Source organism: Mesorhizobium sp. B2-3-2 (assembly GCF_006442295.1).
Taxonomy (GTDB): Bacteria; Pseudomonadota; Alphaproteobacteria; order Rhizobiales; family Rhizobiaceae; genus Mesorhizobium.
Map to the genome: position 1 here is coordinate 633,451 of NZ_VFWA01000002.1, position 16,919 is coordinate 650,369.

20 protein-coding genes are annotated in these 16,919 nt (G+C 63.7%); 11 read left to right on the forward strand and 9 right to left on the reverse strand.

The window, feature by feature from the left end; genetic code table 11:
* Positions 1–7 precede the first annotated feature (7 nt).
* Positions 8–580 (forward strand): SIS domain-containing protein, encoded by a 573-nt coding sequence (locus FJ964_RS08335; protein ID WP_140549920.1) that lies wholly within the window; start codon positions 8–10, stop codon positions 578–580.
* Complete coding sequence (locus FJ964_RS08340) at positions 573–1,223, forward strand: HAD-IIIA family hydrolase (protein WP_140549921.1); 651 nt, start codon at positions 573–575, stop codon at positions 1,221–1,223. Before FJ964_RS08335 ends, FJ964_RS08340 begins: the two co-directional genes overlap by 8 nt.
* A 15-nt stretch (positions 1,224–1,238) precedes the next feature.
* Here the strand turns inward: FJ964_RS08340 and FJ964_RS08345 are convergent, their stop codons facing one another.
* Together FJ964_RS08345 and FJ964_RS08350 are read right to left on the reverse strand one after the other, a co-directional pair.
* On the reverse strand, positions 1,239–2,033 hold the full coding sequence (locus FJ964_RS08345; RefSeq protein ID WP_140549922.1) for a glycosyltransferase family 2 protein: 795 nt from the start codon (positions 2,031–2,033) through the stop codon (positions 1,239–1,241).
* Between the two features lie 163 nt (positions 2,034–2,196).
* Positions 2,197–2,676 carry an Lrp/AsnC family transcriptional regulator gene (locus FJ964_RS08350; protein WP_140549923.1) on the reverse strand — a complete coding sequence of 160 codons (480 nt, stop codon included), beginning with the start codon at positions 2,674–2,676 and terminating at the stop codon, positions 2,197–2,199.
* 252 nt (positions 2,677–2,928) lie between these two features.
* On the opposite strand from FJ964_RS08350, the gene trxB reads away from it, so the two are divergent.
* Both trxB and FJ964_RS08360 read left to right on the forward strand, forming a co-directional pair.
* Entirely contained in the window at positions 2,929–3,903 is a 975-nt protein-coding gene (gene trxB / locus FJ964_RS08355; protein ID WP_140549924.1) for a thioredoxin-disulfide reductase, read from the forward strand.
* 89 nt (positions 3,904–3,992) lie between these two features.
* Positions 3,993–4,889 (forward strand): LysR family transcriptional regulator, encoded by an 897-nt coding sequence (locus FJ964_RS08360; protein ID WP_140549925.1) that lies wholly within the window; start codon positions 3,993–3,995, stop codon positions 4,887–4,889.
* A gap of 13 nt (positions 4,890–4,902) precedes the next feature.
* Here the strand turns inward: FJ964_RS08360 and FJ964_RS08365 are convergent, their stop codons facing one another.
* Complete coding sequence (locus FJ964_RS08365; RefSeq protein ID WP_140549926.1) at positions 4,903–5,400, reverse strand: isoprenylcysteine carboxylmethyltransferase family protein; 498 nt, start codon at positions 5,398–5,400, stop codon at positions 4,903–4,905.
* Positions 5,401–6,261: 861 nt separating this feature from the next.
* The gene (locus FJ964_RS08370; RefSeq protein WP_140549927.1) at positions 6,262–8,313 is read right to left on the reverse strand and encodes an elongation factor G; all 2,052 of its coding nucleotides are present in this window, start codon (positions 8,311–8,313) and stop codon (positions 6,262–6,264) included.
* Positions 8,314–8,639: 326 nt separating this feature from the next.
* Here FJ964_RS08370 and FJ964_RS08375 point away from each other — a divergent pair, with 326 nt between their 5' ends.
* Positions 8,640–9,035 carry a cupin domain-containing protein gene (locus FJ964_RS08375; RefSeq protein WP_140549928.1) on the forward strand — a complete coding sequence of 132 codons (396 nt, stop codon included), beginning with the start codon at positions 8,640–8,642 and terminating at the stop codon, positions 9,033–9,035.
* Positions 9,036–9,091: 56 nt separating this feature from the next.
* Here FJ964_RS08375 and FJ964_RS08380 read toward each other — a convergent pair whose 3' ends face one another.
* The gene (locus tag FJ964_RS08380; RefSeq protein WP_140495950.1) at positions 9,092–10,294 is read right to left on the reverse strand and encodes a pyridoxal phosphate-dependent aminotransferase; all 1,203 of its coding nucleotides are present in this window, start codon (positions 10,292–10,294) and stop codon (positions 9,092–9,094) included.
* 215 nt (positions 10,295–10,509) lie between these two features.
* Here FJ964_RS08380 and FJ964_RS08385 point away from each other — a divergent pair, with 215 nt between their 5' ends.
* The 3 genes from FJ964_RS08385 (at position 10,510) to FJ964_RS08395 (ending at position 12,967) form a co-directional block, all read left to right on the forward strand.
* Complete coding sequence (locus tag FJ964_RS08385; protein ID WP_140549929.1) at positions 10,510–11,400, forward strand: EAL domain-containing protein; 891 nt, start codon at positions 10,510–10,512, stop codon at positions 11,398–11,400.
* Entirely contained in the window at positions 11,397–12,245 is an 849-nt protein-coding gene (locus FJ964_RS08390; protein WP_140549930.1) for an EAL domain-containing protein, read from the forward strand. The genes FJ964_RS08385 and FJ964_RS08390 overlap by 4 nt, the downstream gene beginning before the upstream one ends.
* 113 nt (positions 12,246–12,358) lie before the next feature.
* On the forward strand, positions 12,359–12,967 hold the full coding sequence (locus FJ964_RS08395) for a glutathione S-transferase family protein (protein WP_140549931.1): 609 nt from the start codon (positions 12,359–12,361) through the stop codon (positions 12,965–12,967).
* Between the two features lie 103 nt (positions 12,968–13,070).
* On the opposite strand, the gene FJ964_RS08400 is transcribed toward FJ964_RS08395, so the two are convergent.
* The 3 genes from FJ964_RS08400 to FJ964_RS08410 form a co-directional block, all read right to left on the reverse strand.
* The gene (locus FJ964_RS08400) at positions 13,071–13,325 is read right to left on the reverse strand and encodes a hypothetical protein (protein ID WP_140549932.1); all 255 of its coding nucleotides are present in this window, start codon (positions 13,323–13,325) and stop codon (positions 13,071–13,073) included.
* Positions 13,322–13,522: a hypothetical protein gene (locus FJ964_RS08405; RefSeq protein WP_140549933.1), complete on the reverse strand. Its 201-nt coding sequence runs from the start codon at positions 13,520–13,522 to the stop codon at positions 13,322–13,324. The genes FJ964_RS08400 and FJ964_RS08405 overlap by 4 nt, the downstream gene beginning before the upstream one ends.
* A gap of 274 nt (positions 13,523–13,796) precedes the next feature.
* On the reverse strand, positions 13,797–14,009 hold the full coding sequence (locus FJ964_RS08410; RefSeq protein WP_010910991.1) for a cold-shock protein: 213 nt from the start codon (positions 14,007–14,009) through the stop codon (positions 13,797–13,799).
* Positions 14,010–14,284: 275 nt separating this feature from the next.
* Here FJ964_RS08410 and FJ964_RS08415 point away from each other — a divergent pair, with 275 nt between their 5' ends.
* A complete protein-coding gene (locus tag FJ964_RS08415) occupies positions 14,285–14,614 on the forward strand; it encodes a hypothetical protein (protein WP_140549934.1) in 330 nt (109 codons plus the stop codon).
* 28 nt (positions 14,615–14,642) lie between these two features.
* On the opposite strand, the gene FJ964_RS08420 is transcribed toward FJ964_RS08415, so the two are convergent.
* A complete protein-coding gene (locus FJ964_RS08420) occupies positions 14,643–15,212 on the reverse strand; it encodes a methylated-DNA--[protein]-cysteine S-methyltransferase (RefSeq protein WP_140549935.1) in 570 nt (189 codons plus the stop codon).
* Positions 15,213–15,392: 180 nt separating this feature from the next.
* On the opposite strand from FJ964_RS08420, the gene FJ964_RS08425 reads away from it, so the two are divergent.
* The gene (locus FJ964_RS08425; RefSeq protein ID WP_140549936.1) at positions 15,393–16,304 is read left to right on the forward strand and encodes a lytic transglycosylase domain-containing protein; all 912 of its coding nucleotides are present in this window, start codon (positions 15,393–15,395) and stop codon (positions 16,302–16,304) included.
* Between the two features lie 5 nt (positions 16,305–16,309).
* On the forward strand, positions 16,310–16,795 hold the full coding sequence (locus FJ964_RS08430; RefSeq protein ID WP_140549937.1) for a GNAT family N-acetyltransferase: 486 nt from the start codon (positions 16,310–16,312) through the stop codon (positions 16,793–16,795).
* Positions 16,796–16,919 lie beyond the last annotated feature (124 nt).

The following is a 16,919-nucleotide window of genomic DNA, read 5'->3' on the forward strand; positions in this document are numbered from 1 at the left end:
GGGTTTCATGTCCGAACTGAACGATTACCTGGTCCGCTCGGCCGCCGCGATCACGGCGTTGGTCGAGCGCGATCTGACAGCCGCGATGGAACGTGCGGCGAGCGCGATCGTCGCTGCCCTTTCGTCGGGCAAGGCGCTGCTGATCTGCGGCAATGGCGGTTCGGCCAGCGATGCCATTCACATCGCCGGCGAACTGGTCGGCCGCTTTCTCAAGGAGCGCAAGGGCTACAATGTCATCGCGCTGCCGGCCAATGCCGCGGTGCTGACCGCCTGGGGCAATGATTACGGCTTCGACACCGTTTTTTCGCGCCAGGTCGAGGCGCATGGAGCGGCCGGCGGCGTGCTTCTGGCGATCTCGACCAGTGGCAATTCCCCGAGCATACTGGCCGCCGCCGAACAGGCGCGGACCATGGACATGACGGTGATCAGCCTGACGGGCGACACAGGCGGCAAGCTCGCGCCGCTCACCGACATCCTGCTCAACGTGCCCTCGACCTCGACGCCGATCATCCAGCAGGGGCATCTGTGCCTCTACCATCATCTGTGCGAGGTGGTGGAAGCCCGCCTCAGCAATGGCTGACAAGGCGCCGCACCCGCTGGCCGAGCCGGGCCTGTGGGTGGAGCGGATCGGCGGCAGGGTTTTTTCCGCCCGCCAGCCGGCGCTGTTTCTCGATCGCGACGGCACCATCAATGTCGATACCGACTATCCGAGCGATCCGGCCGAGATCGAGCTCCGGCCGCAGATGCTGCCGGCGATAGCCGCGGCCAACAATGCCGGCATCCCGGTCGTGGTGGTGACCAACCAGTCCGGCATCGCGCGCGGCTTTTTCGGCTGGAGTGCCTTCGCCGATGTGAACCGCCGCGTGCTCGACCTGTTGCGCGATCAGGGCGTTGTCGTGGACATGGTGCTGGCCTGCGCCTATCACGAGGCCGGCGTGGGGCCGCTGGGCATATCGGATCATCCGATGCGCAAACCCAATCCCGGCATGCTCTTCGAGGCGGCGAAACGCCTCGATCTCGACCTCCGGCGATCCGTGATCGTCGGCGACAAGCTGGCCGACATGGAGGCAGGCCTGGGCGCCGGCCTGCCTCAGGGCTGGCTCGTCGACGGCGAGGCGCAGCTTCGCTCCGGTTTCATCATCAAGCCCTTGCGGGACAGCAGCGACCTCGACGGTCTTGTCGCCGCCATAGGGCGGCTCGATGGGCGAGCCAAGCCGTCCTGACCCGGATCCGACCGCTCACGCCGGTTCGCTGCCTTGCGAGGCCTCGTACAGTTTGGCCTCGGTGGCGAAGGAATAGATCATTACCGACATCGAATAGACGAAGCCGTGCCGGCCGCACAGGAAGTAGCGCTTGGCCAGATAGAATTTCAGGAAGTTGCCGAGCGGCGAAAGCACCAGCCGCACCAGGCCCGGCTTCTTGCCTTTCTCGACCAGCGTGGCCGCCTTGAGGCTGGAATAGGCATTTGCGCGGGCGATATCCTCCTCGACCGATATTTCGCGACGATGCAGCAGCACGCCGCTTTCGATCGTGCTGGTCTCGCCGGAAACGCCGAAGGATTCGTGCACCCGCGCGGTCACGTCCATGGTTGCGCCTTCCCGGCGGAAAAGCCGCAACAGCCTGTTATGCAGCACCCAGCGATGGGCATAGCCGTAGCCCTTCAGCCAGTCGCGGCGGCGGATGTACCATCCGCTGATACCGGCGTCCGCCATCTCGACGGCCGCCACGATCGACTGCCGCAGCCGGTCGTCGACGCGTTCGTCCGGGTCGATCGAAAGGCACCAGGGCTGCGTGGCGTGTTCGAGCGCGAATTGCCGCTGATGCGGAAAACCCGGCCACCCATTGTGCAGCAGCTTTATCGGATAGCCCTCGGCGACAAACTGTCGAACGATGTCCAGCGTGGCGTCGGTGGAGCCTGAATCGACGATGACGATCTCGGCGCAAAAGTCGATGCTTTCGAGGCAAGGGCCGATCATATCGGCCTCGTTCATGCAGATGATGAGCGCCGAAATCGGGCTTGCAAACCTGGTCATGGTCCCCTTCCACGGCGGATTGTCGTTGGAACTTACGCTGCTTGGGCAAGGAAACCAATCAGGCGCCAAATCGTACAGGACTGCGGCTGCCTGTGTCTGTCCGTTATCAACGCGGCGGCGATGTGGCGAAATTCCCGAATTCGCATCGGGCGCCGTCATCGCGTCACGGCCGCTCGAACGAGACTAGCCCTTCATCCTTGACCCGGCGGATGGTGAGGGCTGTGCGCACCGTGTCGACGTTCGGCGTGGAGGTCAGCTCCTCGATGACAAAGGTCTGGAAGGCGCCGAGGTCGCTTGCCACGCAGTGCAGGAGGAAATCGGATTCGCCCGACACCATCCAGGCATCGCGTACGACCGGCCAGCCGCGCGTGCGCTCGGCGAAGGTGCGAAGCTCGGCATCGGCCTGATGGTGCAGGCCGACCAGGCAGAAGGCGACTACGTCGAGACCGAGCGCCGGCGCGTTGAGCAGCGCCCGATAGCCGCGAATAATGCCGGCTTCCTCCAGCCGCTTGACGCGGCGCAGGGAAGGCGGTGCCGAAATGCCGACGCGGTTCGACAGTTCGACATTGGTCATGCGTCCATCTGCCTGCAATTCGCGCAGGATCTTCCAGTCGATTGCGTCGAGATCGGCCTTGAGCGGCATTTTTCGGGGCTTTCGATGATTATGGGTGGCGAAAGAATCTTGCGGGATTTTGTAATTAAACGACTTTGCTGTCCACGCCATCCCCCACGGGGAAATCCCGCGCCGTACCGGAGCGGTTCGCCCGGTGCGACAAAGCTTTCCGGGGACGAACGCCAACTTGCCTTGCTGGCGTCGTGGGCAACACTTACATTACGCGCGATATCGACGAGTTTTCCATGCCGCAAACGCCGGCAGTCCTCCGCAGAGGCTTTCATGACCACCAAGCACGCGCCTGTCCTCATCATCGGTTCCGGCCCGGCCGGTTATACCGCGGCGATCTATGCCGCCCGCGCCATGCTGAAGCCGATGCTGGTCGCCGGCCTGCAGCAGGGGGGGCAGCTCATGATCACCACCGACGTCGAGAACTATCCCGGTTTCGGCGAACCCATCCAGGGTCCGTGGCTGATGAGCGAGATGCTCAGGCAGGCCGAGCATGTCGGCACCGACATCATCTCCGACATCATCACCGAGGTCGATCTCAACGTGAGGCCGTTCCGCGCAACGGGCGATTCCGGCACCGTCTACACGGCCGATGCCCTGATCATCGCCACCGGCGCGCAGGCCAAATGGCTTGGCATTCCAACCGAACAGACTTTCATGGGCTTCGGCGTATCGGCTTGCGCCACCTGCGACGGCTTCTTCTATCGCGGCAAGGATGTCGCGGTGGTCGGCGGCGGCAATTCGGCGGTGGAAGAAGCACTCTATCTGTCGAACCTCGCCAAGAGCGTGACGGTCATCCACAGGCGCTCGGACTTCCGCGCCGAACGCATCCTGCGCGAACGGCTCTTGAAGAAGGATAATGTCCGCGTCATCTGGGACACGGTTGTCGACGAGATCACCGGCCGTCCGGGCAAGACGCCACTGCCGCCGTCGGTCGAAGGGTTGAAGCTGCGCAACGTGGTGACCGGGGTCGAGACGCAGCTAGAGATCGACGGCGTGTTCGTCGCCATCGGCCATGCGCCGGCGGTCGAGCTGTTCGTCGGCAAGCTGAAGCAGAAGCCGAACGGCTATCTGTGGACGGCGCCGGATTCGACGCGCACCGACGTGCCCGGCGTGTTCGCCGCCGGCGACGTGACCGACGATATTTACCGCCAGGCGGTGACCGCGGCGGGGCTGGGCTGCATGGCGGCGCTCGAGGCGGAGAAGTACCTGGCAGGCATCGAGGTGCATCGCGAGGCGGCCGAATAGCCGTTCGCAAACTGTTGAAAGAACGGCTTAGAAACGCCGTGTAAAAGCCTGATTTTTCATTCAGACGCCAAACAGGAACGAGGGGAATCATGGCGTTGGACTGGGATAAGCTACGCGTGTTTCACGCTGCGGCGGAAGCGGGGTCGTTTACGCATGCGGCCGAGACGCTGCACCTGTCGCAATCGGCGATTTCGCGCCAGGTCAGCGCGCTCGAGCATGATGTCGGCGTGCCGCTGTTCAACCGCCACGCCCGCGGCCTGGTGCTGACCGAACAGGGCGAGATGCTGTTCCGCACGGCGCATGACGTGCTGATGAAGCTCGAGACCATCAAGTCGCGGCTGACCGAAACCAAGGACCGCCCGTCCGGCGTACTCCGGGTCACGACCACGGTCGGGCTCGGCGCCGGCTGGCTGACCGAGCGCGTGCAGGAATTCATCGAGCTCTATCCTGAAATCAGCCTGCAGCTGATCCTCGCCAACGAGGAGCTCGACCTCACCATGCGCCAGGCCGATTGCGCCATCCGGCTGCGCCAGCCGCAGCAGCCGGACCTCATCCAGCGCCGCCTGTTCACGGTGCATTTCCACCTCTATGCGTCGCCCGGCTATATCGCCAAGCATGGCAGGCCGGCTTCGGTGGCCGAGCTCAAGGCGCATCGCATCGTCACTTTCGGCGTGCCGGTGCCCGCGCATCTGTCGGAGTTGAACTGGCTGGAAACGGTCGGCGATTTCGAGGGCGGCCAGCGCGTGCCGACGCTGCAGATCAACGATATTTTGTCCATCAAGCGCGCGGTGCAGGGCGGTGCCGGCATCGCCATGCTGCCCGACTATGTCATCTCCAAGGATGCCGGCCTGGTGCAGCTTCTGCCGGAAACGGAGGTGCCTTCCTTCGACACCTATTTCGCCTATCCGGACGCGATGAAGAACCAGGCGAAGCTGCACGTGTTTCGCGACTTCATCATCGCCAAGGCGCGGAGCTGGTCATATTGACCGCAGACGGTCCTCATCCCCGCCAGGGCGTTAGCCGGGGCAGCCAGCCGGGCACGTTGCGGCGGTAAGTCTCGTATTCGTCGCCGTAGCGGCGGGCGAGCGTCGGCTCCTCGTAGAGCTTGACGAAGGCGGCCATGGCCGCGGCTGCCATTGCGGCGTAGGCGACAAGCGTCCAGCTTGAAAACAGCAGCGCCTGGCCGATGATGATCGACAGCACCGCCACATACATCGGATTGCGGACATGGCGGTAGAGCCCGCCGACCACCAGTCTCTCGGTCGGAGCGATCGGAGCAGGCGTGCCGAGGCCTTCAAGCGCAAAGCGGGCGAATGCATGCAGCAGAGCCGCCACGGCGACCGCGATGAGAATCCAGCCGAGAGGGGCGAGACCCGGCAGGTTCGACCATGGCCGGTCCCAGCGATCCGTCAGCAGCCACGGCACGAGGCCGGCGACGACACAAGGTGCCGCGATGAAGAAGGCAGCGCTGCCGGCGATCGCCGAAAAGGTCCGCATTGCTTGTCTCTCGCCTACAGCATGTCGCGCCGAAACCGATTCCTGCGACGCGGTTTTATGCACGTCATTGCCCGAACCGGAGGCACTTTTGCGCGACATGCATTAGTTGCCTCGGAAATAAACGCCTGCTGCCTCATTCCACGCCATTGCGCATTTTTGACATTTCGAGATGAAAACCGAGCATGGTTCGCGGTTCCGTCGTGGCAACTACCTCATCGCGCGTTGCGTTTCGGCGATTCTGCTGGTCCTATCGGCTTCAGGAATGGCTTAGACCACAGCCTGGGTCTTTTTGCATGCGTGTGTTGCAAAATAGATGCTTGTTTCTTGAGCATGATGAGCACATATATAGTTCATCTCCTGGGCGCGTTCTCCTCCCATTAGCGCCCTTGAGTGTTCCCCTCTGGAGGTTAGCCTTAACAGGCACTTCCAATCAAACTCAGCCGGATCTTCATTGATCCGGCTTTTTTGTTGCCCGGACGCTGCCGGAAGGGCGGGAAAATCCACCGAAATAGCCACGTAACAGTGACATGTAACCTCTGGTAACATGTCAAAGGCGCTCGGTATCTGCTAAGCAGATGATAGGACGCGGTGTGGTCGGACGGGAGATGGGGGCATCACTCGGACGGCCCGGGCTCAGGCGGCTACCGCGTCCGAACCTTCTTTCGCCGAAGCGGCGACTTCAAGATGCGGCGGACCTGCCGTTTTTCCTCCCAAGAAAACGGTCCGCAAACAAAACGGCGTCCGGTCCCCGGGCGTCGTTTTTTTCGCCCCCTCGAACAAGGTTCGAGAGGGCGCTCACCCGAATCTCTCTGCATGTCGATGTCCCAAAGCCAAGATCACTTTAGGCGACGGGCATCAGGATCAGGCTGCCTTGCCGTTGGCATTCATCGCTTCGTCGGCGAGCCGGCCGGTGAGTTCGGCCATGTGGTCGAAGACGGCGCGGTAGCTGGCGACGCCTGAGGTGGCCGAGCGCAGCTCAATGATCAGATCGCCAATCTCCGATTGCGGCATGGTCGCCTCGACGACGTCCCATCCTGGCCAGCCGGGCCGCGCGTCGTAGCCGAGGATCTGGCCGCGCCGCTGCGGGATCAGTGCGATGATCTTCGAGGTCGCATCGGAGGGCGTCACGATCTCGACCTTCATCACCGGCTCCAGAAGCACGGGCGAACAGCCCGCCATGCCTTCCTTCATGGCAAGCTTGGCCGCCATCTGGAAGGCCATGTCGGAGGAATCGACCGCGTGGTAGGAGCCGTCCGACAGGTTGACGGCGACGTCGACGACGGGAAAGCCGAGCGGGCCCGACTTCAGGTAATCGCGTATGCCGCTTTCGACCGACTGGATGTAGGTCTTGGGCACCACGCCGCCGGTGATGGTATCGGTGAACTGGAAACCTGCGCCGCGCGGCAGCGGCTTTATCTCGATCACCACATCGCCGAACTGGCCGTGGCCGCCGGACTGCTTCTTATGGCGGCCGCGCTGCTGTGCCGATTTGCGGATCGTCTCGCGGTAGGGCACCGCCGGCGGATGGCCTTCGACCGGAATCTGGTTCTTGCCCTCGAGCCGTTCGCGCACGACGCGCAGGTGCATTTCTCCATGGCCCGACAGCACGGTCTCGGCCGAGTCCTGATTATGATGCAGGCTGAGCGAGGGATCTTCTTCGGCCAGCCGCTGGATAGCGGCAGACATCTTCACCTCGTCCTTGCGCTCCTTCGGCCGCAAGGCGAAAGCGAAGACAGGCTGCGGCGGCTCGAACTGGAGCAGCGGCTTCATGCCGCCCTTGGCCGAGGTCAGCGTCTGGCCGGTCTTGACCGCGTCCAGCTTGCCGAGCGCGACCGTGTCGCCGGTCTTTGCCGCGGTGAGCTTCGACTGGTCCTTGCCAAGCATCCTGTAGATGCCGGACACCTTTGCCATCTCGCCGCCGGGCAGCCAGAGCTCGGAGCCATCGGCGACCTGTCCCGAAAGGATGCGCGACACCGACAATTTGCCTCCATGCGGCGTATGGATTGTCTTCATCACCTGAACCACGGTCGCGTTGCCTTCGGGTGCGCCGAGCCGCTTGCGGGTCGCCTCGATGTCGGGCGCATCATGGCGGATCGCCTTCAGGAGGCGCAGCACGCCATTGCCTTTCTCTGCGGTGCCGATCAGCACCGGCGTGACGGCGCCGTCGCGCAGGTCCGCGGCGAGATCGTCGAAGACTGCGTCCTTGGGCGGCTCGATCTCCTCGAGCAGCTGTTCCATCAACTGGTCGTCATGGTCGGCCAGCCTTTCCAGCATCGAAAAACGGGCTTCGAGCTCGCGCGCCTTTTCGTCGCCAGGGATCTGCGCCACCTCGCTCTCGGCATATTCGCGGTAGATGTAGGCGCGTTCGAGCGCCAGGTCGATCGAGCCAATGACGACGCCGTCCTTGCGCAGCGGGATCTGGCGCAGGAGCAACGGCACCGCACTTGCCGGCTGCAGCATCTTCAGCGTGTCGCGCACGCCCGCGATCGCCTTGTCGACCTTGTTGAGAAACAGGATGCGCGGCACGCCGAGATCGTCGAGCTTGCGCATGATGAGCTGGAGGGCGGGGATCTTCTTCTCATCGGCCTCGGCGACGACCACCGCGAGGTCGCAGGCGGCCAGCACCGGTTCGGCCTCGAAGGAGAATTCGATCGATCCGGGACAGTCGACGAAGGTGAACTGCTCGCCCATGAATTCCGTGGTGGCGAAGGTCGCCTCGACGCTCATGGCGTGGGCGCGCGCCTCGGGCGAATGGTCTGAAACGGTGTTGCCCGAGGAAACCGGGTTCTGGCGGGGAATGGCGCCCGTGCGGGCCAATATGGCTTCGAGAAGTGTCGTCTTACCGCTTGCGAAGGGACCGACTATGGCAATGCATTTCGGTCCCGTGCGTCGTCCTCCGGCGCGATTACCCATGACTGGCCTCCACTCAGGCGTTTCCCTGGGGACCGACTGGCATTCATGGTTCAGGCCAAGGTCAGTCGGTCCTGAGCGGCGGCCGGCCTGTTCGACCGTCGCGGGCGGGCTTGTCTTCAACCGGCCCAAAGGCATCGTCCCACTTGTTTGCCGGCAGGGCAAGGAAAATAGGTAGCCTCAGGGGCTGAGCGCGCGGGGGCGGTCACCGCTGCCTTGCAAGCCGAACAGACCCGGTTGCGTCGCCGGCCATATCGGCCGAAACTAGTGTCTCGAAAGAAGAGCGGCGTCGCCGCCGCCGCATCACCACCAGTTCCAGGGATCGAACGATGAAGATCATTGCCTGCGGCAGCACGCCGACCGTCATCGCACCGGAAAAGTACTTCACCGGCCGGGTGCTGCAAACGCCGATCATCGAGAAGGAGGCTCCGGCACGGCTGCGGGCGACATTGGTCAGCTTCGAGCCGGGCGCGCGGACCCACTGGCATACGCATCCGCTTGGCCAGACGCTGTACGTCACGTCGGGCGCCGGCCTCGCCCAGACCTGGGGCGGTCTCATCCAAGAGATCAGGGCAGGGGACGTCATCTCGTTCGCGCCAGGCGAAAAGCACTGGCATGGCGCCGGGCCGAAAACGGCGATGACGCATATAGCCATGCAGGAAGCGCTCGAGGGCGTGCATGCCGACTGGCTGGAAACGGTGACGCCGGCCCAATATGGCGGCTGAATACCGTGTCGAGCCGATCTAAAAACCCGGCGTTTGGCCGGGTTTTGTTTTCACGATCAGGTCAGTGATGCCGTAAAGCGCTGGATGCGCGTGCACGCTTCTTCCAGCAGCGTCTCCGACGTGGCGTAGGAGATGCGGAAGTTCGGACCGAGGCCGAAGGCCGAACCGAACACCACAGCCACGCCCTCGGCCTCGAGCAGCTCCGAGCAGAAGGCCTCGTCGGTGTCGATCACCTTGCCGGCCTTGGTCTTCTTGCCGATCAACTGGGCGCAGGACGGATAGACATAGAACGCGCCTTCCGGCGAAGGGCAGGAAATGCCGCGCGCCTGGTTGAGCATCGAGACGACGAGGTCGCGACGCCCCTGGAAGATCGCCTTGTTCTTGGCGATGAAGTCCTGCGGCCCGTTCAGCGCTTCGACCGAGGCCCATTGCGCGATGGTGCAGGCGCCCGACGTCTGCTGGCCCTGGATCATGTCCATCGCCTTGATCAACTGGACGGGACCCGCGGCGTAGCCAATGCGCCAGCCGGTCATGGCATAGGCTTTCGACACGCCGTTCATGGTCAGGGTGCGCTCATAGAGCTTCGGCTCGACCTCGGCGATGGTCTTGAAGACGAAGTCGCCATAGGTCAGATGCTCGTACATGTCGTCGGTCAGCGTCCAGACATGCGGATGCCTGAGCAGCACGTCGGCGAGCGACCGAAGCTCGGCCTCGGTGTAGGCGGCGCCCGACGGGTTCGACGGCGAGTTCATCAGCAGCCACTTTGTGCGCGGCGTGATCGCCTTTTCCAGCACTTCTGCTGTCAGCTTGAAGCCGTTGTCGATCGAAGTGTCGGCGAACACCGAGGTGCCGCCGCAGATCGCCACCATCTCGGGATAGCTGACCCAATAGGGGCGGGGGATGATGACCTCGTCGCCGGGATTCAGCGTCGCCATGAAGGCGTTGAACAGGATCTGCTTGCCGCCGGTACCGACGATGGTCTGCTCCGGCTTGTAGTCGAGATTGTTCTCGCGCTTGAATTTCTTCGCGATCGCTTCCCGCAGCGGCGCGATGCCCGACACCGGCGGATACTTGGTCTCACCACGGCGGATGGCCTCGATCGCCGCATTCTTGATATTGTCGGGGGTATCGAAGTCCGGTTCGCCTGCACCCAGGCCGATGACGTCGCGGCCGGCATTTTTCAGCTCGCGGGCTTTCTGCGTCACCGCGATGGTGGCGGAAGGCTTCACGCGTGAAAGGGTGTCGGCAAGGAAGGCCATGACCTTTTTCTCTCCAGAAAGGATCGGCGCGGCCAGGAGCGGCCGCGGCGCTTCTCATGTCGCATCATTCCCGTGAGTGCAAGCATTGTCGGCTGGGCCAGTGCCGCAAGGAGGTCAATGAGCCGTGATCTGCAACAGAAAGTTCATTAACGGGCGGTAGAGGCTTGCGTGGCAGGATCGCAACCCAATTGCGCCAGTTCGCGGAGCCAGGAACCTTGTCGCGCAGCGTCGGGCTTGCCCATATCATCCGTCATGATGACGGCACCTCGTCAGGTGTCTGGGGCATCTACACGCTGCAAAGCGCCTTCCAGCCGATCTTCGCCTTCAGGGAAGGCAAGCTGTCGGTTGCCGCCTTCGAGGGCTTGATCCGGCCGTTCCGCGACGGCGAGCCGCAATCGCCGATGAGCTTCTTCAGCACCTGTCCGGCCGCCGACCGGCTCCATGTCGAGGCGCTGACCAGGACGCTGCATCTGCTGAATGCCGGCGCCTGCCTGCCGCAGGAAGCATCGATCTTCGTCAATTTCGATCCGTCGGTGTTCACCGAGCGCGCCGTTGCCGACAATGCCTTGCGCGAAATGCGCCTGGTGCTCCACGAGGCCGGCATCGATCCGGGCCGTGTGGTGTGCGAGGTGACCGAGCAGCGCTCAGCCTCGCAGGAGACACTGCATGGCTTCGTCGCGGCATTGAAGGGCAACGGCTTTCGCATTGCCGTCGATGATTATGGCGCCGACGATTCCGACATCAACCGCATCAAGGAGTTGAAACCCGACATCGTCAAGTTCGACGCCCACTGGATCACGCAGTTGATGGAGTCCGGCGCCGGCTTCGCGCTGCTGACGTCCATGGTGAAAAGCTTCGAGGCACAAGGCATCCGCACCGTGTTCGAAGGCATCGAGGAAGGCTGGCAGCTGGAGCTGGCCGAGAAATCCGGAGCTTCGATGGTCCAGGGTTTCGTGCTGGCGCGGCCGGAGCTGGCGCCCACCAGCTTCCGCGTCTTCGGCAGGGATGGGCCGTCGCCCGTCGCCGCCGGTGCATCTTCTGTCACGACCGGCGCGCCGCATGCGGCGCGAGCGGCGAAGGTCTTCGGGCGCAGGGGCAAACGATGAGGCCCGAGCGGCGGCGCGATGTCGGCGATGCGATCTTCATGGACGAGGTCGGTATCGAGTATGGCGTTTATGGCGATTTCCGCCTGCGCAGTGCCTACCAGCCGATCTTCGCGCCGCGCGGCCGCTTCCTGCACGCAACGGCGGTCGAGGGTCTGATCGAGCCGCATCGCGCCGGCCAGCCGGGCGCGGCGCGGGCGTTCTTCGAAGGCGTCGCGGCCCAGGACCGGCTGTTCGTCGAAACCATGTGCCGGGTGCTGCATCTCAGGAATTTCCGCAATATCGGCGTCGATGGGCTCGATCTGTTCTTCAACTACAATCCATTGGTCAACGACCACCGGGGGCGGGCCTTGGCCGAAATCCGGTTGATGAGCAGGCATCTCGGCGAGCTCGGCCTGGCCCCCGGCATGCTGGTCTGCGAAATCACCGAACAGGCGGCCGACGACGCGCTGCTGGCCAGGCTGGTGCGCGAGATGCGCCGCGACGGCATCCGCATCGCCATCGACGATTTCGGCACCGGCCACTCGACCGAGGAGCGGGTCAGCCTGCTCAAGCCCGATATCGTCAAAATCGACGGTGGCTGGTTTGCGCAATTCTGCCGGCACGCCGCCGCCGAGCGGTTCTTCCGCCCGCTGGTCTCCAGCCTGCACGACCGCGGCGCCAAGGTCCTGGTCGAGGGCATCGAACAGCCCACCCATCTGCGCGTCGCGCTCGATGGCGGCGTCGACCTCCTGCAAGGTTTTCTGCTTGCCCGGCCGGCACTGGCGGGGATGATCTTCGACGAGAAACCGCTCGCCATCGATGCGCTGCTGGGCAGGGACAGCAAGGTGGTGCCGCTGTTCGGGTAGCGCCGCGTGCTACACATCAGCGGCGCTGATCATCGCGCCAAAACTAATCATTGGCGAGGACGGCGCGGCTGCGATAATCGCGTCTGCACGTGGCAGCGCTCGGGGGACCCGCGATGATACTTTACAGCATGATCGACAGCGGCAATTGCTACAAGCCGCGCCTTCTGATGGCCAAGCTCGGCCTCCCTTTCACCACTGTCGAGGTGAGTTCGCACACGGGCGATACGCGAAAAGCGGATTTCGTCGCCAAGAATCCGAACGCCATGGTGCCCCTGCTGGAACTCGACGACGGACGGCGGATCGCTGAATCCAACGCCATCCTGCTCTACCTCGCCGAGGGCACGCGCTTCCTGCCTGCGGACAAGTATGAGCGCGGGCTCGCCTATCAATGGCTGTTCTTCGAACAATACAGCCACGAGCCCTATATCGCCGTGCGCAAGGCGCTGCTGACTTTTCCCGAAAGGGCCAAGGACGCCACGCCCGAGCGGCTGGCGGTGACGCTGGAGCGCGGCAACAAGGCGCTCGGCGTCATGGATAAATACCTGGAGAGCAACGCTTTCTTCGCCGGAAACGCCTACAGCATCGCCGATATCGCGCTCTATGCCTATACGCATACGGCGGAGCAGGGCGGCTTCCAGCTCGACGCCTATCCGGCGGTGGCCGCGTGGCTTGACCGTGTGGTGGCGGATCCGGGGCACGTCTCAATGGAGTGGGTAGGGTAGTTTTATCCTTAACCTCGCCGCCGCCTCGCGGCTCTTTTGGGGGCGAGGCGCGCCAACAGGCGCGAGGCCCGGCCACCCCATCGTCCAAGAAGCTGCGCGGGAGCTATTTCAACAAATGGTCGTAGTCGGCATGGGTTCCGATCCAGAAGCAGATCACATCTTCATTGTTGCGTATGGCAACAGCCCGGTAGTTTCGTTCGACTCGCGCCGACCAATAGCGACCGACCTGCTTGAAATGTAAGGAGGGATGAAAAGCATCGGAACGCAGTCTGACAAAACGCCTGTCCGCCTTTGCTCTGATCGATGGTTGCAATTTTTCATAAGCCTCCCAGAATGATGGAGAGGCGACGTGGTTCACAGAGGCCGAGTCCGGCCGGCGCGATGGTCAGCCAATGCCTGTTCGGCAAGCTTGCCCAATCGGCCTGCCCTCGCGTCGGCCTCGATCTGCCGATCCCACATGTCCGCCTGGAGCGCCTCGAACCAAGCGGCAAACGCTTTCAGTTCCTCGGGGCTCAGTTCAGTGATGGATTTCTCGATTTGCTCAAGCTTGCTCATGGCCGGATAGTACCACTATTTGGCTCGATGGTACCATAGGTAGGACCATAGGCTCGGCTTTAGATGCCTTGAATCCAGGCAAATAAAAAGGCGGGACAGTGCCCGCCTTCCCATTTCGGTAGCCTGATCGGGAGCGTCCGGTCCGGGCTGGCAGCTATCTGCTGTTCCAGCTTGTCGGGTCTTTCCGCTCCGGCGCGCTTCTCGCGCGACCGTCAGTACATCCGTGACTTGCCGCGCGCCCCGGGCTGTCGCCCGGCGCGCGCCATTTTCAAAATCAGGCTGCCTTGCTCAGAGATCCAGCGGACGACTTGCCAGTGCGGCGGTCCTGCTCGATCTCGAAGTTGATCTTCTGGCCTTCGACCAGGGTCGACAGTCCAGCGCGCTCGACAGCGGAGATGTGGACGAAAACGTCCGCGCCGCCCGCGTCAGGCTGGATGAAGCCGAAGCCCTTGGTGGCGTTGAACCACTTGACCGTTCCAGTTGCCATTAAAATAGTCCTTCACATTTGCTTTGGTTTGACCGAACCGAGGTCCAGCCGGTGTGCATCGAGATTTTGGAGATAGACGTCAGCAAACGCGAAGATCGCGAGGCCCGGATCGATCGGCCGAAATATCAATGGGGCTGATATAGGCTGCTTTCGCACGAAATACAAGACTGCGTGAGAAAGCCGTGATCGGAGGATCGCCCAACGGCCGCCCCAATCTGCTGAAACCGTTGCGTCAGATGGCGCCGTCCGTGGGCCGCGCATCAGGGGAGAGGACCATGAAGACCATTCTGCTGGCGGCATGCCTGACGCTGGTTGCCGCCGAGGCGCAGGCGATCTCGCGCTACGATCCGACGCGGATGGACTGTGGCCGCGTGCAGGCGACGATCGCGCGGCAGGGCGCCGTCATCCTGCGCTATCAGTCGAGGCGGGTGCCGGGGCTGCCGCTCTACGACCGCTATGTGCAGAGCCAGCAATTCTGCACCATGGGCGAGGTGAGGACACGCGCCTACGTGCCGAGCGCCGATACGAAATCCTGCCCCGTCTACAATTGCAAGCGCCCGGACAACGACCGGCATTTCCGCCGGCGGTTTTTTCATAACGACTAGCTAATCGCTCGGCGCGGCCGTTGTCGCGTCAAAACCCGAATGAGACCTGCGCGGGCGGCGGCGGGCCGACGCGCACGCCTTCCATGGCCAGCATCTTTTCCTTGGTGGTCGAGCCGCCGGGCGCCGAGAAGCCGCCGATCTTGCCGCCGGCGGCGACGATGCGGTGGCACGGAATGACCAGAGGCACCGGATTGGCGCCAAGTGCGGCACCCGTTTCGCGCGGCAGGCCGGCATGGCCCGCGCGCTTGGCCAGTTCGCCATAGGTGGTGGTTTCGCCATAGGCGAGCTTTCGCGCAGCGTCATAGATGGCGAGGCGGAAATCGTCGATGCCGTCGAGATCGACCGGCACGGAGGAGAAATCGACGTCCTCGCCGGCCGCATAGGCCTTGATCGAGGCGATCAGCTCGACCACCCACGGCGGCTGCACGGTAGAGGCCGAAACGCCGGCATGGCGCATCAGCCGCCGCTCCACCGCCTCGCGGCTGCGTTCGGGCAAGCAGAGCCGGATCAGGCCCTTTTCGCTCCAGGCAATGCCCATGAAGCCGATCACTGTTTCTAACACTGCGTGGCCGGCTGTGATCTGCGATGGCGTTTGCATGCCGTACTCCTTTCGCAAAATGGCCAGAAACCGGCATTCGTGCCGGTACATATCAGGAACAATATGGCATTTCAGCCTGAGTCTCGCCACCCGAAAACCACCTGAGCGCCCCGATTGCTCGCCAGGAATCGCTGGTGTAAGGGATTTCTTAACATCCGACGAACCGGACCCGAACGCGGCTTGCCAGCAAAACAAACCCTTATCCTGCTCGGCGTGATCGCGGCCATGGCCGGCGTCAGCGGTTGCACGTCGACCTCGCAGATGAAATCCGCGTCTTCCCTCACCGAAACGGCGACCGTTGCCGGCACCGATGCCGGCTTCACCATACCGTTGCCGGAGACGGTTTCGGTGCTTCCGGAATCGTCGGGGATTGCGCCCGTTAAAACCGCTGAGTTGCCCGCCGGCCCGGCCACGCAGGCGGCCGCGGCAACCGCGGCCTTTGCCGGAGCGACCCCAACCGCGCCGGCCGTGCCGGCGGTGATGACCGCCAATGCCTGGCAGGCGCCGCCGCCGGCTGGCGCCGGCGCACCAATCAAGGCGGCAGCCGCCTACGCCACCGCCGGGCTCATCGTGCCGGCGATCGCCAGGAACGATCAGAAAGCCATGCCCGGCGTGCAGCAGGCCGCCTACGTTGTGCCGCAAAATCCGGCTGCCCTCGTCCAGTTCCCTGCCGCTCCGGTGCAGGAAGAGCATGCGACCGGCGTGCGCGGCGATATCGACCGGCTGATCGTAAAATACGCCGCGCTTTATCAGGTGCCGGTCGACCTGGTGCGCCATGTCGTCAACCGCGAAAGCACCTTCAATCCCAAGGCCTACAACAACGGCCATTGGGGGCTGATGCAGATCAAGCACGCGACGGCGCGCGGCATGGGCTATGACGGACCGGCCAGGGGCCTGTTCGATGCCGAAACCAACCTGAAATACGCCGTCAAATACCTGCGTGGCGCCTGGCTGGTGTCGGACGGCAACGCCAAGCGCGCCGACTGGCTCTACCAGACCGGCTACTATTTCGACGCCAAGCGCAAAGGCCTGCTCGAGGCGACCGGCCTCGGCGTCGACCGCAAGCGGCGGCGCCTGCTGCCCGACGCCTGAGCGAAATGCCCGAACCGCGCCCGCCGGCTCCCAACGACATCCGGCTGCGCAAGATCCTCGACGAGACGCTGGTCGCGCCGCATTGGCCCGAAGGCTTCGTCATGCGCAGCCTCGGGCACGGTGACGCGCCGGCCTTGCATGCGCTTTTGACCGAAGTGTTCGACGACGGTGCCGACGGCCCGTTCGACGAATGGTGGCCGCGCGTCTCAGGCGACCCCGAATTCGACCCGGCGCTCTGTTTCCTCGTCATCGACGCCAAGGGCCTGCTGGCGGCGGCGGCGCTGTGCTGGACGAGTGCCTTCGTTAGGGATCTCGCCGTGCATCCGCAGGCGCGGGGCAGGGGCATCGGCGAGGCGCTGATGTGGCACGCCTTCGCCGTCTTTCGCGAACGCGGCGCTCCCCATGTCGACCTCAAGACCAACACGGTGAAAAATGCCGCCGCAGTCCGGCTCTATCAACGGCTTGGGATGAGTCCTGTCGCCTGGGGCTGAGGCCACCGCGGCCTTGTCCACCGCCCCTCGCCGGCATGGCTCGGGAACCCAGAGCGCCGCTCCGCATTCAATGAGTGGTGGAGGGGTCCGACCAGCTTCCGGCGCTTGGAAGGCTTGCGTCGCG

Excerpts from the sequence above, each read along its gene's own strand:
- FJ964_RS08370 (WP_140549927.1), bottom strand. The coding sequence starts at position 8,313 with ATGGGTAATCGCGCCGGAGGACGACGCACGGGACCGAAATGCATTGCC.
- trxB (WP_140549924.1), top strand. The coding sequence starts at position 2,929 with ATGACCACCAAGCACGCGCCTGTCCTCATCATCGGTTCCGGCCCGGCC.
- FJ964_RS08340 (WP_140549921.1), top strand. The coding sequence starts at position 573 with ATGGCTGACAAGGCGCCGCACCCGCTGGCCGAGCCGGGCCTGTGGGTG.
- FJ964_RS08375 (WP_140549928.1), top strand. The coding sequence starts at position 8,640 with ATGAAGATCATTGCCTGCGGCAGCACGCCGACCGTCATCGCACCGGAA.
- FJ964_RS08335 (WP_140549920.1), top strand. The coding sequence starts at position 8 with ATGTCCGAACTGAACGATTACCTGGTCCGCTCGGCCGCCGCGATCACG.
- FJ964_RS08350 (WP_140549923.1), bottom strand. The coding sequence starts at position 2,676 with ATGCCGCTCAAGGCCGATCTCGACGCAATCGACTGGAAGATCCTGCGC.
- FJ964_RS08380 (WP_140495950.1), bottom strand. The coding sequence starts at position 10,294 with ATGGCCTTCCTTGCCGACACCCTTTCACGCGTGAAGCCTTCCGCCACC.
- FJ964_RS08415 (WP_140549934.1), top strand. The coding sequence starts at position 14,285 with ATGAAGACCATTCTGCTGGCGGCATGCCTGACGCTGGTTGCCGCCGAG.
- FJ964_RS08365 (WP_140549926.1), bottom strand. The coding sequence starts at position 5,400 with ATGCGGACCTTTTCGGCGATCGCCGGCAGCGCTGCCTTCTTCATCGCG.
- FJ964_RS08345 (WP_140549922.1), bottom strand. The coding sequence starts at position 2,033 with ATGACCAGGTTTGCAAGCCCGATTTCGGCGCTCATCATCTGCATGAAC.
- FJ964_RS08405 (WP_140549933.1), bottom strand. The coding sequence starts at position 13,522 with ATGAGCAAGCTTGAGCAAATCGAGAAATCCATCACTGAACTGAGCCCC.
- FJ964_RS08420 (WP_140549935.1), bottom strand. The coding sequence starts at position 15,212 with ATGCAAACGCCATCGCAGATCACAGCCGGCCACGCAGTGTTAGAAACA.
- FJ964_RS08390 (WP_140549930.1), top strand. The coding sequence starts at position 11,397 with ATGAGGCCCGAGCGGCGGCGCGATGTCGGCGATGCGATCTTCATGGAC.
- FJ964_RS08430 (WP_140549937.1), top strand. The coding sequence starts at position 16,310 with ATGCCCGAACCGCGCCCGCCGGCTCCCAACGACATCCGGCTGCGCAAG.
- FJ964_RS08395 (WP_140549931.1), top strand. The coding sequence starts at position 12,359 with ATGATACTTTACAGCATGATCGACAGCGGCAATTGCTACAAGCCGCGC.
- FJ964_RS08360 (WP_140549925.1), top strand. The coding sequence starts at position 3,993 with ATGGCGTTGGACTGGGATAAGCTACGCGTGTTTCACGCTGCGGCGGAA.
- FJ964_RS08410 (WP_010910991.1), bottom strand. The coding sequence starts at position 14,009 with ATGGCAACTGGAACGGTCAAGTGGTTCAACGCCACCAAGGGCTTCGGC.